The organism is Photorhabdus aballayi (assembly GCF_026153155.1).
GTDB classification, from domain to species: Bacteria; Pseudomonadota; Gammaproteobacteria; order Enterobacterales; family Enterobacteriaceae; genus Photorhabdus; species Photorhabdus luminescens.
In genome coordinates this window covers 41,802-60,544 of the sequence record NZ_JAPFCD010000022.1, presented here as the reverse complement: position 1 = coordinate 60,544, position 18,743 = coordinate 41,802, and the positions used below count along the sequence as shown (strand labels likewise).

Sequence of the window (18,743 nt, the reverse complement as noted above, 5' to 3'; positions counted from 1 at the left end):
ACGTTGTTGGCATAAAAAAAATCTCTCCGCGAAATGAGGTATTGCAGAGTCAATTAATAATAATCGGTATTAAGAGTGTAGGCTTTAATCCGACTATATGTCATTTACATAGGTAGATGCAAGTTAAAATAATAAAGATTTAATTTAATTAATCGATATTATCATAAAAATGAGAATGAAAATAAAATATCTCCTTTTGGATCATGGAATTAATTACTTATTTCATTGCATGAAAGTTAGTGTCAAAAAATTGTTAATTGGTCGTTGCTAATTGGCCGTTATTAATCTGGCTGTGCTATTCATCGTCTGAATATATTGAATTGATGTCAGATATTTACGTTTTTATTTTTTAGTAAGGGAAATAAGTTAAGAGGGAAATATTGGTGATGGCAGTCAGGAATAATCGTTTTCAAATTTCTAACAAATTCGCTGAGGTCATAAATGACCTTTGCCATCAACTCAGAACGTCAAGGATATTATCCAGACGTGATTCATTCTGGAGTGCAGCCTTGCTGCTTTGCAACCCCCTCAGGGTGCAGGAATTGGTGTTATATTCCCTGCAAATTTGCGTGTTGATGTAATCGCAAAAGTTGGGAGCAGATGAGTGTTATCAGTAACTCTGCATCAGAACTTCCTCTCGCTATTTCTTTTGTAGTGGATAAAAAGTCAGAGTCCGTGAGCATAGAACTGTCATTAGGTTGAGTTCAAGTAATGCCCGATACTTCACTTCAGTTGATTGCTATTTCGGGTAATCGTTTTAGTTTATTGGAGGATAATAAGAATAAAACTGTTTTAATTCAAGTTTTGAATAGGGTGCAGGCAATCAGTCTTGAAAAGGAGGTATCGTGGTACTAATAAGTAAGGAATATTGGATAATTTAACGTTGGCGTGACAATCCAGTATATATTGTTTATACCGGATTGTTTTTGTTTTAAAACAAAATAAGAGGCTTGATAATTTCCAGATAGGTTATTTAGTCAAGTTTTCGCTATTGTTGATTAGGATTTAATTCAATCTGTTTTTGTTTTTTTATGAATTTTCTTTTCTATGTATAAAAATAGGCTTCATTGTTGTTTATATTAATTATTAAGAATAAATAATGTAAAGTCTAAAAATGGTCATATATTTTCTGTTGTTAATATTAACTAAATAATGTCTATACCCGTCATCTTTCAAGTTGCCTCTTTGTTGGCTGCGCTCGCTCACCCCGGTCACATAGTTTGCTATGCTCCCGGGGATTCGTTCCTTTGCCGTCGCGATGCATCTTGAAATCCATTGGGCATAGAACGATTTACTTGGAGAATATTGTCTTGTAATTAATAATTCATTACATAGCTTATTGTTTTATAAAAATAATGTTTGTTTTAGGATAGTGTGTAATAAAGTCATTTCTAGTTTTGAATTTTTTCTTTATGGTATTAAGTATAATCACATTTATATCGATTTTATAATCTTATTATTATAAAACAATATAATGAATTTAATTTGAATTTGTATTGGTTCGTTTACGGTATTTACATTAAGGATATTATTTATTTGTTGAAAAATAGTGTTTTATGAATTACGTTTAACCCCGTCTTATATTTTCAAAAAATTGAATATATAGGGTGATTTTATAAAGACTAAATAAGTTACATTTGTAATTGAGATATTGGTTAATTATTAAGATAAAGAATTTCTTTATAAGTGATTATCAAAGTAAACTTTTTTTATCATTGAGGGTTAATTTATTTTTTTATCTTTATAAATTTCTTGTTTGTTTTTGAAATAATTTCAATTAGATATTAATAGGGAATGGATAAAATACAGTGGTAATTTGGTATTTATGCATAAATAAATGCAGTTAACGGTTCCATTTTAAATGATGGAATTCAATATTAGCCAATTAAAATTGTAGTCAATTAATCGAACTTATCTAAAAAATGGGAACAAAAATGGAATGTCTTATTCCGAATCATAAAATAAATTATTTATTTCGTTGTCAGAAAAATTAATGTCAAGAAATTGTTAATTGGTTGTTGTTAACCGGACTATAACATCCCGTATCTGAATATCTTGAATTGATATCAGATGTGTCCGTTTTTATTTCTTGGGGGCAAGAAGTGAGAAAGAAATATGGGTGATGGTTGTCAGAAATGACAGTTTTCAAATTTCTAACAGATTCGTTGAGGTAGTAAATGAAAGATAGCATTGCTCAAGCAGGAAGTGATTTTAAAGCTGAACTCCTCTCTCAGACGTCAGAAAATATAACCAACGTAAATGACGCTTTACCACCGACTCAGAATGTAAAGAATATTCCTCAGACGTTTACATCCAGTGAATTATTTTGGTGTGAACGTCTTGCTGCTTTGCAACCCCTCCAATTACCTTTTGAAACCGCCGGAGAACAAACGGAACCCTGTTGGGTAACCAGTGACTGGTACTCCCCGCTGCCGAAAAACGGTGAAGAAGATCCAGTACGAACGTTGTTGCAGGCATTTATTATCTATATTGCACGTCTGACTCAACAGACTGCATTCCAAATGGGTTGGTGCGTGGATGGAATAAACGATAGATCGACAGATTTGGCGCCGGTGGCGCCAATGGTCGTTGAGATGGAGTTTGATAAGCCCTGGCATGTGGTAGCGAACTGGCTGGATGGCGAGCTGGCCCGGTTGACCCGGCACCACACATTTAGTCGTGATCTCCTCTCGCGCGTTTCTTCATTGTGGGATATTCCGGCGTTGACAATCCACCAGCCGTGGCGGATTGCCGTTTCTGTCATAGCAGAGGATAGACCGTGTGATCAGGCGGCGCAGGGCGAATTGCTGACGCTCCAAGTCAATGCGCAGGGCAGTTTTCGTTGGATCTACGATCAAAACCGTCTGAGTGCGGAAGTGGTCCTGCGCATGGGTGAACATTTACAGATGCTGGCAGCGTCAAAAAGGCAGGGAGAGGAAATTCCTATCTGGCAGCTTAATTTGTTATCTGAGGCTGAACGTACCTTGCTACTGGAAACCTGGAACGCTACGGAAACCCCTTATCCTGACCCATTATGTATTCATCAATTATTCGAGCAACAGGCAGAACAAGCCCCGCACGCCACAGCGTTGGAATATCAAGAGCAGACCCTCAGTTATGCGGAACTGAATATCCGTGCTAACCGGCTAGCTCATCAACTGATTGCGCTAGGCGTCACACCGGACCGGCGGGTAGCGATTTGTGTGGAACGCTCTCCGATGATGGTGGTGTCATTGCTGGCAGTGCTGAAAGCCGGCGGGGCTTATGTGCCGCTGGATTCAACTTACCCGCAGGAACGTCTGGCGTATATCTTGAGTGATAGCGCCCCGTCAGTGGTACTGGTTGATGAAGCTGGCCGGGCGGCGCTGGGCGAACAGGCGCTGGTAGGAATGACGGTACTTGATCCGAATATCCAACTTGACCAGCCTGACAGTAACCCGCAGATCCCGGCGTTGACGCCACAACATCTGGCCTATGTGATTTACACCTCCGGCTCTACCGGGCAGCCGAAAGGGGTGATGGTGGAACATCAGGCGATTTATCAACGTTATCTGGGCTTTAATGACACCTATGCCGTCACTGCACAAGATCGGCTATTGCAATTTGCCGCGTTTGCGTTTGATGTTTCAGTGGAAGATTTCTTCTCGTCATTATGCAACGGGGCCACACTGGTTATCCGGGATGATAGCTGGCTGGCTTCGATACCAGAATTTGTTGCTTTAACCCGACAATATCGTATTACGGTGATGTCACTGCCAACCTTATTCTGGTCTGAACTGGCGGCCAGAGATCCGGGATTACCGCTGTCAGATTGCCTTCGGCTCATCATCATTGGGGGTGAGGCGGTGAAAAAGAGCGCCATTCAGGACTGGTTTAAGCAGTCAGGCCACCGGCCCCGGCTATTGAATGGTTATGGCCCGACGGAAAACACCGTGACGGTGACCTATAAGGATGTGTTATCCCCGGAAGATACCCGCTCTATCGGCCGACCGGCTAAAAATGCCCGTATCTACCTGCTGGACAAATATGGCGAACTGGTACCCACAGGCTGCGTAGGTGAGATGTATATTGGCGGCGTGGGAGTGGCGCGAGGTTATCTGAACCGGCCGGCGTTAAGTGTGGAACGTTTTATGTTGGATACTTTTAGTCCGGTATCCGGTGCGCGGATGTATCGCTCTGGGGATTTGGCCCGCTACCTACCAAATGGTGACTTAGAATTTCTGGGCCGTAACGATGAACAGGTTAAGATTCGCGGTTTCCGGATTGAATTGGGGGAAATTGAAACCCGACTGACGGAGCACCCGGCGGTACAAGAGGCGGTAGTGTTGGCATTGGATGGCGAGCAGGGCAAACGGCTGGTGGCTTATGTGGCGGCGCAAGCGAATGAGAGATTGGCGGCTGATTTGCGTGAATACTTGAGTGCTATTTTACCTGATTATATGGTACCGGCGGCTTTTGTGCGTTTGGATACCTTCCCGCAGACCCCGAGCGGCAAGCTGGATCGCCGGGCGTTGCCTGCACCGGGGGAAGACGATTTTGCCCGTCAGATTTATGAAGCCCCACAAGGGAAGGCTGAAATCACCTTGGCGGCCATCTGGCGCGAGTTATTGGGTATTGAACAAATAAGCCGGCATGATAGTTTCTTTGCGTTGGGCGGTCATTCCCTACTCGGCGTACAGATGATTGAGCGTTTGCGCCACCTAGGTTTGACACTGACGGCGCGTGATTTGTTCCAGTCGCCGGTGCTGTCAGCATTGGCTCAAACGTTAGGACAGCATCAGGCTGTAATAGTCCCGCCTAACGTTATTACACCGACAACCACGGCGCTGACGTCGGAGATGTTGCCGCTAATTGATTTGACTCAGGCTGACATTGACCGCATCGTCGAGCAGGTGCCGGGTGGGATAACGAATATTCAGGATATCTATGCGTTGTCGCCGTTACAGGACGGTATCCTGTTCCACCACCTGTTGGAACAGGAAGGCGACCCCTATCTGGTGCTCTATCCCGTGGCTTTTGCTAACCGCTCTTTGTTGGAGCGTTATCTGGCGGCGGTACAACAGGCGATTGATCGCCATGATATCTTGCGGACGGGGTTTATTTGGCAAGGATTGTCAGTCCCGGCACAGGTGGTCTTGCGTCGGGCACGGTTGCCTGTGACGGAATTGACATTAGATCCGGCTAACGGCCCAGTGATTGACCAGTTAACTCGGCGTTTTGATCCCGCTCAGTATCGTCTTGACTTGAGTCAGGCGCCGCTACTGCATTTTGTTATCGCCCGGGAAACCGATGGTCGCTGGTTGTTACTGGAATTGCAGCATCACTTGATTGGCGACCACGAAACGATGGAAGTCATGCATCGTGAAGTACGGGCCTATTTTGCCGGACAGGGGGAGTATCTGCCGGCGCCAGTGCCATTCCGCAATCTGGTGGCTGAAGCCCGGTTGGGGGTGAGTCAGGCTGCGCATACCCGCTTCTTCACCGATATGTTGGCGGCAGTGGAGGAGCCAACCTTGCCGTTCGGGCTGACGGGTGTTCATCGTGATGGATCTCAGAAGACAGAATTCCACCGGATGTTGGTCCCTGAGCTAAATGACCGTCTGCGCAGTCAAGCTCGGCGTTTGGGCGTCAGTCTGGCGGCGTTGTGTCATCTGGCTTGGGCGCAGGTGTTATCGCGTACCAGTGGACAGGAAAAAGTGGTGTTTGGCACTGTCCTGTTTGGGCGCATGGCCGTAGGAGAAGGAATGGGGTTGTTTATCAATACCTTGCCGCTGCGGCTGGATATGGATGAGACCCCGGTACGGGATAGTGTGCGAGAGGCGCATCTGCGACTGGCTGAATTATTGGAGCATGAGCATGCTCCGTTAGCGCTGGCCCAACGATGCAGTGGGGTTGACAGCGGTACGCCACTCTTTAGCGCCCTGTTGAACTATCGCCATAATGATCAGCCAGATCCTTTGGATGAAACAATGGCCGGGATTGAATTTCTGGGCGAACAGGAGCGAACTAACTATCCGTTTGTGCTGTCAGTGGAGGACGGTGGCTCTACACTGGGGCTGACGGCTCAGGTAGTGCAACCGTTTGATCCGGAAACTCTATGCGGTTATATGCAACAGGCGTTGGAGAGTCTGGTGGAAGCGCTGGAACAAACCCCAGAAATGCCCGTTCGGGTATTGGATATCCTGCCGGAAGCAGAGCGTACCTTGTTGTTAGAAACCTGGAACGCTACGGAAACCGTCTATCCTGATCAGTCATGTATCCATCAGTTGTTTGAACAACAGGTGGAGAAAACCCCAATGGCGACGGCGTTGATAGCAGGAGATAAAACTCTGAGCTATACAGAACTGAATACCCGTGCTAATCGGCTGGCTCGTCAATTAATCGAACAAGGGGTGTGTCCCGGTGATCATATTGCGTTTCTGCTAGAACGGTCGATAGAACTGGTGGTGGCCCAATTGGCGATTCTTAAAGCCGGCGCTGTTTACGTGCCGGTTGATCCCAGCGTGCCGGATGAACGGAAAAATTGGTTGATAAATGATTGTTCCGCTCGGTTGCTGCTCACCGATACACAGACGGATATTCCGGCTAACTTGGCTGTTCCGCTGCTTCGTTTCTCGGATGAGACAGACACGAGCAGAGAGGAAGATTGCTTCAACCTTGATTTACCGCATTCCAGCACCGATTTAGCGTATATCATGTACACCTCTGGTTCTACAGGTACCCCCAAAGGGGTGTTGGTGCCGCATCGTGCGGTGGCCCGGCTGGTCATCAATAATGGTTATGCCGAAATCGGCCAGGATGATCGGGTTGCCTTTACGGCTAACCCCGCTTTCGATGCCAGCACATTTGAAGTCTGGGCGCCACTGCTTAATGGCGGGACATTAGTGGTTATTGACCGTGCTACGTTATTAACGCCACAGGAATTAGTTCAGGTTTTACAGGTTAACCACATCACAGTGCTGTGGCTGACTATCGGCTTGTTTAATCGGCTGGCGGCAGAGTTATCTCCGGTTCTGCCGCAGATTAAAATTCTGATTTTCGGGGGAGACATACCCGATTTACATGTGATTGCTCAAGTTCTAAGTCATCGCCCGCCACAACAACTCTTGCAGGCTTATGGGCCGAGTGAGGGAACCACTTTTACCACCATGTATCCTATCGTGGCATTAGCGCAGGGAGTGACTCGGATACCCATTGGTCGGCCGATAGCCAATGCACGTATTTATCTGCTGGATGCTTACGGTCTGCCGGTACCGTTAGGTGCGATCGGTGAGATTTATGTCGGTGGCGATGGGGTTGCTTGCGGCTATCTTAATCGTCCTGACCAGACTGCTGAACGTTTCCTGACAGATCCCTTTAGTGATCAACCGGATGCCCGTATGTACCGGACCGGGGATTTGGCCCGTTATCTGCCGGATGGCAATCTGGAATTCCTGGGCCGTAATGACCAACAGGTTAAAATCCGCGGTTTTCGTATTGAACCGGGGGAAATTGAGACGCGTCTGGTGGAGCATCCGGCGGTACGTGAGGCGGCTGTGTTGGCGTTAGGCGATGGGCCGGACAAACGACTGGTGGCCTATGTGGCGGCGGAAGCCCATGAGGGGTTGGCGATTAGTCTGCGTGATCACCTAAGTACTATTTTACCGGATTACATGGTGCCGACAGCCTTTGTGCGTCTGGAGGCGTTTCCATTGACGCCGAATGGTAAGCTGGATCGCCGGGCGCTGCCGGCACCGGACAATGAGGCTTTGGCCCGTCAAGCTTACGCTGCGCCGCAAGGTGAAACTGAAATGGCGCTGGCGGCGATTTGGCGTGAATTACTGGGGATTGAACAGGTCAGCCGGTATGACAGCTTTTTTGCGTTGGGTGGTCATTCGCTGCTCGCGGTGCGGATGGTTGAACGCCTGCGTCACTTGGGTTTAACGCTGGCGGTACGTGACTTGTTCCAGTCGCCAGTGTTGTTTGAATTGGCGCAAACACTGGGGCAACACCCGGTTATGGTGGTGCCGCCGAATGTGATTACGTCAGCGACGACGAAAATCACCCCGGAAATGTTGCCGCTGATTGATCTGACTCAGGCTGAGATTGATTGTATCGTCGGGCAGGTGCCGGGCGGAGTGGACAATATTCAGGATATCTATGCGTTGTCACCGTTGCAGGACGGTATTTTGTTTCACCACTTACTGGCAAATGACGGTGATCCGTATCTGGTAGTCAGTCAGATGGCTTTTGTTGATCGGTCTTTGCTAGACCGTTATTTAGCGGCTGTGCAACAGGTGGTTGATCGCCACGATATTCTACGTACCGCTTTTATCTGGCAAGGGTTGTCGGTGCCAGCTCAGGTAGTCTGGCGTCAAGCTTCCTTATTCGTGACTGAATTGACGCTGGACCCAGTTGATGGGCCGATTAGCGATCAACTGGCCCAACGTTTTGATCCTCGTCATTCTCGTCTGGATTTGGGGCAGGCGCCGCTGTTGCATTTTGTGGTGGCGCAGGAGACCGATGGTCGCTGGTTGTTACTGGAATTGCAGCATCACTTGATTGGCGACCATACCACCATGAAAGTGATGAACCGTGAAGTGCAGGCGTACCTTGCCGGACAAGGTAATAGCCTGCCTGACCCGGTCCCTTTCCGCAATCTGGTGGCTCAGTCCCGGCTAGGGGTGAGTCAGGCAGCACATACCCGCTTCTTTACTGAGATGTTGGCGGAGGTAGAGGAACCCACTCTGCCGTTCGGGCTGACGGACGTGCATCGTGATGGGTCTCAGGAAATGGCATCTCATCGGATGCTGACGGCCAGCTTGAATGATCGTCTGCGTAGCCAGGCCCGACATTTGGGCGTCAGTTTGGCGGCGTTGTGTCATCTGGCTTGGGCGCAGGTGTTGTCCTGCGCCAGTGGTCAGGAGAAGGTGGTGTTTGGCACCGTGCTGTTTGGGCGCATGGCGGCGGGAGAAGGAGCTGATAATGGTATGGGGCTGTTTATCAATACCTTGCCGCTACGGCTGGATATGGATGATACGCCGGTACGAGATAGCGTACAGGCTGTACATGCCCGGTTGGCGGGATTGTTGGAACATGAGCATGCTTCACTGGCGCTGGCTCAACGATGCAGTGGGGTTGCCAGCGGTACGCCGCTCTTTAGCGCCTTGATGAACTACCGGCATAATGATCAGTCAGATCCTTTGGATGAAACGATAGACGGGATTGAATTCTTGGGCGAGCAGGAGCGTACTAACTACCCCTTTGGGCTGTCAGTGGAGGATGATGGCGCTACGTTAGGGTTGATCGCTCATGTGGTGCAGCCGTTTGATCCGGAAAGACTATGCAATTATATGCAGCAGGCGTTAGAGAGTTTGGTTGAAGCCCTTGAACAAACGCCAGAAACAGCGGTACGGACATTGAACATCCTGCCTGCAACGGAACGCGCGTTGTTACTGGAAACTTGGAACGTCACGGAGACTCCGTATCCAGAGGCGTTATGTATTCATCAATTATTTGAGCAACAGGTGGAGAAAACCCCGCAGGCTACAGCACTGGCGTATCAAGATCAGACGCTGAGTTATGCGGAACTGAATACCCGTGCTAACCGTCTTGCTCATCAACTGATTGCGTTCGGCGTAACACCAAATCAGCCGGTGGCGATTTGCGTGGCACGTTCCCCGTCGATGGTGGTGGCGTTGTTGGCAGTGCTGAAAGCGGGTGGAGCCTATGTGCCGTTGGATTCAACCTACCCGGCGGAACGTCTGACGTATATCCTGAATGACACTGCCCCATCAGTGGTATTGGCTGATGCGACTGGACAGGCTGCGCTGGGTGACGAAGCGCTAGCCGGGCTGACGGTATTTGACCCGAATAGCCAGCCTGACCAGCCGGACAGCAACCCGCAGGTTTTGGCGTTGACACCGCAGCATCTGGCCTATGTGATTTACACCTCTGGCTCAACTGGGCAGCCGAAAGGGGTGATGGTGGAACATCAGGCGGTCTATCAACGTCATCTGGGGGTGAATGAACACTATGCTATCACCGCGCAAGACCGGGTATTGCAATTTGCTGCTTTTGCATTCGATGTTTCAGTAGAAGAGTGCTTCTCGACGTTGTGCAACGGGGCTACGCTGATTATTCGCGATGATAGCTGGCTGGCGTCGATGCCGGAATTTATTGCTTTAGCCCGGCAGAACCGTATCACGGTGATGTTTTTGCCGACCTTATTTTGGTCTGAACTGGCGGCCAGAGACAATGGATTACCGCTGCCGGATGATCTCAGACTCATCATCATTGGCAGTGAGGCGGTCAAAAGAAACGCCATTCAGGACTGGTTTAGACAGGCAGGCCACCGACCTCAGCTATTGAACGCTTATGGTCCGACGGAAAATACCGTGACGGCGACTTGCAAGGAAATATTATCTCCAGCAGATGATCGTTCTATCGGTCGGCCGATTAGGAATACGCGCGTCTACTTACTGGACAGAAATGGCCAACCGGCGCCGTTAGGCTGCATTGGCGAAATGTATATTGGCGGCGTGGGTGTGGCACGGGGTTATCTGAACCGGCTGACATTGAGCGCGGAACGTTTTCTGCCAGATTCCTTTAGTCCGATGTCCGATGCACGGATGTATCGGACTGGGGATTTAGCCCGCTTCCTGCCGGATGGTGAGCTGGAATTCTTGGGCCGTAACGACCAACAGGTGAAAATTCGTGGTTTCCGGGTTGAGTTAGGGGAAATTGAAACCCGGCTGGTGGAATACCCGGCGGTGCAAGAGGCGGCGGTGCTGGCGCTGGATGATGAACAGGGCAAACGGCTGGTTGCCTACGTGGCGGCGGAAGCGAATGAGGGGTTAGCTGCCGGTTTGCGTGAACACCTGAGTGCCGTTTTACCTGACTATATGGTCCCGGCGGCCTTTGTGCGGTTGGATAGCTTCCCGCAGACCCCGAATGGCAAGCTGGATCGCCGGGCGTTGCCAGCACCGGGGGAGGAAGCGTTTGCTCGTCAGGTCTATGAAGCTCCGCAAGGGAAGATAGAAACGATGCTGGCGGCTGTCTGGTGTGAATTATTGGGCGTTGAGCAGATTAGTCGGCATGACAGTTTCTTTGCGTTGGGTGGTCATTCACTGCTCGCTGTGCGTATGATTGAACGATTACGGCGTATTGGTTTGGGTGTATCGGTACAAACGCTATTCCAATATCCAACACTTCGTGTTCTGGCCCAGTCTCTGGTTCAGCATGATGAAATCCGGGTGCCTGACAACCGTATTACACCGGATACGACGATGCTGACACCGGCAATGTTGCCGCTGATTGATTTAACTCAGGCTGATATTGACCATATCGTCGAACAGGTACCGGGCGGAGTGGCGAATATTCAGGATATCTATGCCCTGTCGCCATTGCAGGATGGCATTTTGTTCCACCATCTGTTGGAGAAGGAAGGTGATCCGTATCTGTTAATCAGCCAGATGGTTTTTGCTGACCGGGTTCTGTTGGATCGTTATTTGGCGGCGATTCAACGAATAATTGATCGGCATGATATTTTACGCACCGCCTTTATCTGGCAAGGATTATCCGCGCCGACACAAGTGGTTTGGCGTCAGGCCCCACTGTCCGTGACGGAGCTGACGTTGAACCCGGCTGACGGCCCGGTCAGCGACCAATTAACTCAGCGTTTTGATTCGCGTCATCATCGTCTTGACCTGAGTCAGGCGCCGCTACTGCGTTTTGTCATCACTCAGGAAACTGATGGTCGCTGGTTCTTACTGGAGTTGCATCATCATTTGATCGGCGACCATGAAACGATGGAAGTGATGCACCGTGAAGTGCAGGCGTATCTGATGGGGCAAGAGGAGAACTTGTCTGCGCCAGTTCCTTTCCGCAATTTAGTGGCTCAGGCTCGGCTGGGTGTCAGTCAGGAAGAGCACACCCGCTTCTTTACCGATATGTTGGCGGAGGTGGATGAATCGACATTACCATTCGGGCTGACGGAGGTACATCGTGATGGTTCGCAGGTGACAGAATCCCATCGGATGTTGGTTCCTGAGCTAAATAATCGTTTGCGTAGTCAGGCCCGGCGTTTGGGCGTCAGTCTGGCGGCGCTGTGTCATCTGGCTTGGGCGCAGGTGTTATCCTGTACCAGTGGTCAGCAGAGTGTCGTGTTTGGTACGGTACTGTTTGGGCGGATGCAGGCAGGGGATGGTGCTGATAATGGCATGGGGTTGTTTATCAATACCTTGCCGTTGCGGCTGGATATTGATGAGACCCCAGTACGGGATAGCGTACAGACTGCACATACTCGACTCGCTGGGCTATTAGCGCATGAACATGCTTCATTGGCACTGGCTCAGCGTTGCAGTGGGGTTGCCAGCGGTACGCCACTCTTTAGCGCCCTGTTGAACTATCGACATAATGCCTTATCGGCAACGTCAGATGAACTTATCAGCGGTATTGAATTTCTGGGCGGACAGGAGCGAACCAACTATCCATTTGTATTGTCGGTGGAGGATTTTGGTGAATCTCTGGGGCTGACGGCTCAGGTAGTGCAACCGTTTGACCCGGAAAGCCTATGCGGTTATATGCAACAGGCGCTGGAAAGTCTGGTAGAAGCTTTGGAGCAAGCGCCGGAGACACCGATACGGGCGTTGAATATCATGCCTGAAACGGAACGCACGTTGTTGCTGGAAACCTGGAACGCCACGGAAACCGCCTATCCTGATGCGTTATGTATTCATCAACTGTTTGAGCAGCAGGTAGAGAAAACCCCAGAAGCGACGGCGCTGATAGCGGGAGATAAAACCTTAAGCTATACAGAACTGAATACATGTGCTAACCGGTTGGCTCATCAGCTAATCGAACGGGGGATTCGCCCGGATGACCACGTTGCGATCCTGTTTGAACGATCGATAGAACTGGTGGTGGCCCAATTGGCGATTCTCAAAGCCGGCGCTGTTTACGTGCCGGTTGATCCCAGTATGCCGGATGAGCGGAAAAACTGGCTGATAAGTGATTGCTCCGCCCGATTGTTTCTTACCGATACTCGGACTGATATTCCGGCTAACTTGACTATTCCGCTACTGCGTCTCTCGGATGAGAAAAGTGCGAACAGAGAGCAAGATCGTGTCAATCCTGATTTGCCGCGTTCCAGCACTGAGTTGGCGTATATCATGTATACCTCTGGTTCTACCGGCACACCGAAAGGGGTTTTGGTCCAGCATCGCGCTATGGTCCGGTTGGTCATCAATAATGGCTATGCCAACATCGGACCGGAGGATCGAGTTGCCTTTACCGCTAATCCCGCTTTCGATGCCAGCACATTTGAAGTGTGGGCGCCGTTGCTTAACGGGGGGGCTTTAGTGGTTATCGATCGCGCCACATTATTGACGCCACAGGAGTTAGTGCTGACTTTACAAGAGCGCCGCATCACGGTTCTGTGGCTGACTATCGGGTTGTTTAACCGGTTGGCGGCAGAGTTATCGCCAATTCTGCCGCAAATTAAGATCCTGATTTTTGGCGGAGATATACCCGATTTACAGGTGATTGCTCAGGTTCTGGATAATCGTCCGCCACAGCAATTATTGCAGGCTTATGGTCCGAGTGAGGGCACCACCTTTACCACTATGTATCCTATCGAGGCGTTACCACCGGGAGCGACCCGAATCCCCATTGGTCGGCCGATAGCCAATACGCGGGTTTATCTGCTGGATGCTTATGGTCAGCCAGTACCGCCGGGGGTGATCGGTGAAATTTATGTCGGTGGCGATGGGGTCGCTCAAGGTTATTTCAATCGTCCTGAGTTAACCGCCGAACGTTTCCTTGTCGATCCGTTCAGTGATAGCCCGGAGGCGCGCATGTACCGCACCGGGGATTTGGCCCGCTATTTGCCGGACGGTAATCTGGAATTTCTGGGCCGTAATGACCAACAGGTTAAAATCCGAGGATTCCGAATTGAACCGGGAGAAATTGAGGCGCGTCTGGTAGAACACCCGGCGGTGCGTGAGGCGGCGGTGTTGGCGTTAGGTGATGGTGCGGAGAAACGGCTGGTGGCCTATGTGGCGGCAGCCGAAGATGATGATCTGGTGAATAACTTGCGTGCTCACCTGAGTAAAATCTTACCTGATTATATGGTGCCGTCCGCCTTTGTGCGTCTGGAGGCGTTTCCGTTGACGTCGAATGGTAAGTTGGATCGTCGGGCGCTGCCAGCGCCAGATAGTGAAGCTATTGCCCGTCAGGTTTACGTAGCGCCGCAAGGTGAAACGGAAATGACGCTGGCGGCGATTTGGCGTGAATTACTGGGGATTGAACAGGTTGGCCGGTATGACAGTTTCTTTGCGCTGGGCGGCCATTCACTGCTCGCTGTACGCATGATTGAACGCCTGCGTCACTTAGGGTTGACATTGGCGGCGCGTGATCTGTTCCGGTCTCCGGTGCTATCAGATTTGGCGCAGACGTTGGGACAGCATCAGGCTGTAATTGTGCCGCCGAATGTCATTACACCGGCAACTACGGTGCTGACGCCGGCGATGTTACCGCTGATTGATTTGACTCAAACTGATATTGACCGCATCGTCGGGCAAGTGCCGGGCGGGGTTGCCAATATTCAGGATATCTATGCCTTGTCGCCGTTGCAGGACGGTATTTTGTTCCACCACTTACTGGCAAGCGAAGGGGACCCGTATTTGTTAACCGGCCAGATGGTCTTTACTGAGCGGACTCTGTTGGACCGTTATCTGGCGGCGGTGCAACAGGTGATTAATAGACACGATATCCTGCGCACAGCCTTTATCTGGGAAGGGTTGTCAGTACCCGCTCAAGTGGTTTGGCGTCAGGCATCCTTGTCGGTGACTGAGCTGACGCTAAACCCGGACGATGGACCGGTTAGCGAACAATTGGCTGAACGTTTTGATCCCCGTCATCATCGTCTGGATCTGAGCGAAGCACCGTTATTGCGCTTTGTGGTGGCACAGGAAAGGGACGGCCGTTGGATTGTCCTGCAATTGCTGCATCATCTGATTGGCGACCATACCACGCTGGACGTGATGAATAATGAAGTTCAGGCGTATCTTACCGAACAGGAGCAGAACCTACCGCCTCCAGTCTCTTTCCGTAATCTGGTGGCTGAGGCTCGGCTTGGGGTGAATCAGGCCGCGCATATCCGCTTCTTTACCGAGATGCTGGCGGAGGTGGATGAACCCACGTTGCCGTTTGGATTGACAGAGGTGCATCGTGATGGTTCACAGGTGACGGAATCGCAGCGGATGCTGGCGCCTGAGCTGAATGACCGTTTGCGTGGTCAAGCCCGGCGTCTGGGGGTGAGTCTGGCTGCTTTATGTCATCTGGCCTGGGCACAGGTGTTGTCACATATTAGCGGGCAGGAAAAGGTGGTGTTCGGAACGGTTGTATTTGGTCGCATGGCAGTGGGGAAAGGGGTTGACAGCGGTATGGGGCTGTTTATCAATACCTTGCCGTTGCGGCTGGACATAGATGATACGTCGGTGTGTGATAGTGTACTGGCGGCGCATAATCGGCTGGCGGGGTTGTTGGAACATGAACATGCGTCACTGGCGTTGGCTCAACGTTGTAGTGGTGTACGGGATGGAATTCCACTGTTTAGCGCTCTGTTGAATTACCGACATAATGATCAGCCGGATCCTTTGGATGAAATGATGAACGGTGTTGAATTCCTTAGCGCACAGGAATTTACCAACTATCCGTTCGCCTTATCGGTAGAAGATTTTGGGAACGCACTGGGGCTGACGGCTCAAGTTGTCCAACCGTTTGAGTCGGAACGAGTATGCGGTTATATGCAACAGGCGTTGGAGAGTCTGCTGGAGGCATTGGAACAGACCCCCGAAGCGCCGGTACGGGCATTGAGCATCCTACCGGAAACGGAACGTACCTTATTACTGGAAACCTGGAATGCGACAACGGGACTCCCATATACTAATCCGGGATGTATTCATCAGTTATTTGAACAACAGGTGGAGAACACCCCTGACGCGATAGCGTTAGTGTATGAAGAACAATTTCTCAGCTATGCGGAACTGAATGCCTGTGCTAACCGGTTAGCTCATCAACTAATTGCGCTAGGTGTAGAACCGGATCAACGGGTGGCGGTTTGCGTGGCGCGCTCTCCGGCGATGGTGGCGGGATTGTTGGCGGTGCTGAAAGCTGGCGCGGCTTATGTGCCGTTGGACCCGGATTATCCGGGCGAACGTCTGACGCATATTTTGGCCGATGTTTCACCGGTTATTTTACTGGCTGATACTGTTGGGCGTACCGCTTTGGGCGAGAACGTGCTGACCGGGTTGACAGTGCTTGATCCGAATACATTGCCTGACCTGCCAGACAGCAATCCACAGAGACCTGAATTGACCTCACGACATCTGGCGTATGTGATTTACACCTCCGGTTCGACCGGCACGCCGAAGGGGGTGATGGTTGAACATAAGCAACTGGTTAGTCAAATTACTTCGCTGAACACGAAGTGGTTGTTTAACGCATCTGACCGTCTATTACAGTTTTGCAACCCTTCTTTTGACGTTTGCGCATCAGAAATATTTTGTGCAATAACACAGGGGGCGCAATTAGTCTTGAGGACAAATCAATGGCTTCTGAGTGCGCAGGAGTTCTGGCGTCTATGTGAGTCTTATCAAATTACCTACATTGCGATACCGGCCCAATTCTGGCGGATAATATCAAATGTTAATGAAGGCGATATCTATAAAGGCTTAAGGACGATTTGTATTGGTGGGGAAGCGATATCGGATCATGAGTTACAACGTTGGTTATCGGCTCACGGTGAATACCCAGTTCTCGCTAATTGCTACGGTCCTACAGAGGCCACGATTACCACGACGACATCCTGCCTAAACGAGGGGATGGGGCAGGCTAATATCATTGGCCGTCCGCTGCCGAATACACGTGTTTACTTGCTGGATATTCAGGGGCAGCCAGTGCCGTTAGGAGCGGTGGGAGAGTTGTATATCGGGGGCGTTGGTGTAGCACGGGGTTATCTCAACCGTCCTGAACTGACGGCTGAATGCTTCCTTACCGATCCGTTTAGCTATCAACCCGATGCCCGCATGTATCGCACCGGGGATTTGGCCCGTTACCTGCCGGATGGCAATCTGGAATTCCTGGGGCGTAATGATCATCAGGTGAAAATTCGGGGCTTCCGTGTTGAACCGGGTGAAATTGAGGCCCGCTTGGTAGAGCATCCTGCGGTCAGTAAATCTGTGGTGCTGGCATTGGGTGAAGGGCAGGACAAACGCTTGGTGGCTTATGTGGTGGCGCAAGCGGATGAGGGGCTGGCGAATAGTTTGCGTACCTACCTGAGCGCCATTTTGCCTGACTATATGGTACCGTCAGCTTTTGTGCGTCTGGATGCCTTTCCATTGACCCCGAACGGCAAGCTGGATCGTCGGGCGTTACCGGAGCCGGACAGTGAAGCGTTTGCTCATCAGGCTTACGAAACGCCACAAGGCGAAACGGAAACCGCGTTGGCGGCTATCTGGTGTGAATTGTTAGGGATTGAGCAGGTTAGCCGGTATGACAATTTCTTCGCGTTGGGCGGTCACTCGCTGCTCGCTATGCGAATGATGAATCTTGCCGCTGGTCGGGGGTTGATTTTTACGTTGAATGCTTTATTCCAATTCCCGGTGTTGTCCGAATTGGCAGCGAAAATCACCTCAGATTTGCTATCTCAGCCGCAAAACAGCGCTATATCGGTGCGACCTGACGGAACTGGTCTGCCATTGTTCTTTGTTCCCAGCGGCATGGGTGATTATTCTTATGTCTTCGGGCTGGCTCAGCATATTCCGTCGGGCTATCCGATTTATGCGCTGCCTTGGCCATCCATCATTGAAGAATCGATGTTAACGATGGAAGAGCAAGCTGCCAGAATGATCGTCTTGATGAAAACCATTCAACCAGCAGGTCCATACCGGATAAGTGGCTACTCTTCTGGTGGGATATTGGCTTATGCCATTGCTCAGCAGCTTTTGAGTACTGGTGAGCAAGTCAGTTTCTTGGGGTTGATTGATACGCCTGCTCCTCACTATTTTGGCAAAGAGGCCATGCAATCCAAACATCATTTCTTTACTGAGCTGGCCCGGCAGTCAGGGGAGGCGTGCAAAGAAGAGATTGCGGCGCTATACCGGCGAATTGATGAATTGAATTTGGTTCAGTTTATTGCTGAGGCGCAAGAGTTGACGTTATATCCAGCAAATCTGCGTGCTGATGTGATCGCAAAACGTTGGGAGCAGATCGAACATTACACACAAATCGTTGCGGATTATGAGCCGCCAGCATTAGCAATAACGCTGCATCAGTTCTATGCGGTAGAACCTTCTCCTGCTATCTCTTTTGTGGCAGATGAAAAGCCAGAGTCTGTGAGCATAGAACCATCATTAGGTTGGGGGCGGATAATGCCCGACACTTTACTCCAGTTGATTGCTATTCCGGGTAACCATTTTAGTTTATTGGAGGATGATGAAAATAGAACCGCTTTAGCTCAGATTTTGAGTAGGGCGTTGACAACCAACTATGACGAGGAGACTTCGTAATACTGATATATTAAGGAGGTACTCAATTATTTAGTTATGGTGTGAAAATCCGGTATGTATTTATTATACCGGATTTTTTATGCATTAAAATAGAATAAGGGAAGTTATCATTTACATATAAGTTATTTTTTTAGGTTTTTTTGTTATTATTGTTGCTATTTTATATTGTGTGATCTCAAACGGATTTTATTG

At 49.9% G+C, this 18,743-nt stretch carries 1 protein-coding gene; it reads left to right on the top strand.

Annotation, left to right across the window (positions count from 1 at the left end; all coding sequences use genetic code 11):
• Positions 1-2,177: 2,177 nt before the first annotated feature.
• Positions 2,178-18,551, top strand: coding sequence for a non-ribosomal peptide synthetase (locus OO184_RS12770; protein ID WP_265379512.1), 16,374 nt, complete (start codon positions 2,178-2,180; stop codon positions 18,549-18,551).
• Positions 18,552-18,743 lie beyond the last annotated feature (192 nt).

Excerpts from the sequence above, each read along its gene's own strand:
- OO184_RS12770 (WP_265379512.1), top strand. The coding sequence starts at position 2,178 with ATGAAAGATAGCATTGCTCAAGCAGGAAGTGATTTTAAAGCTGAACTC.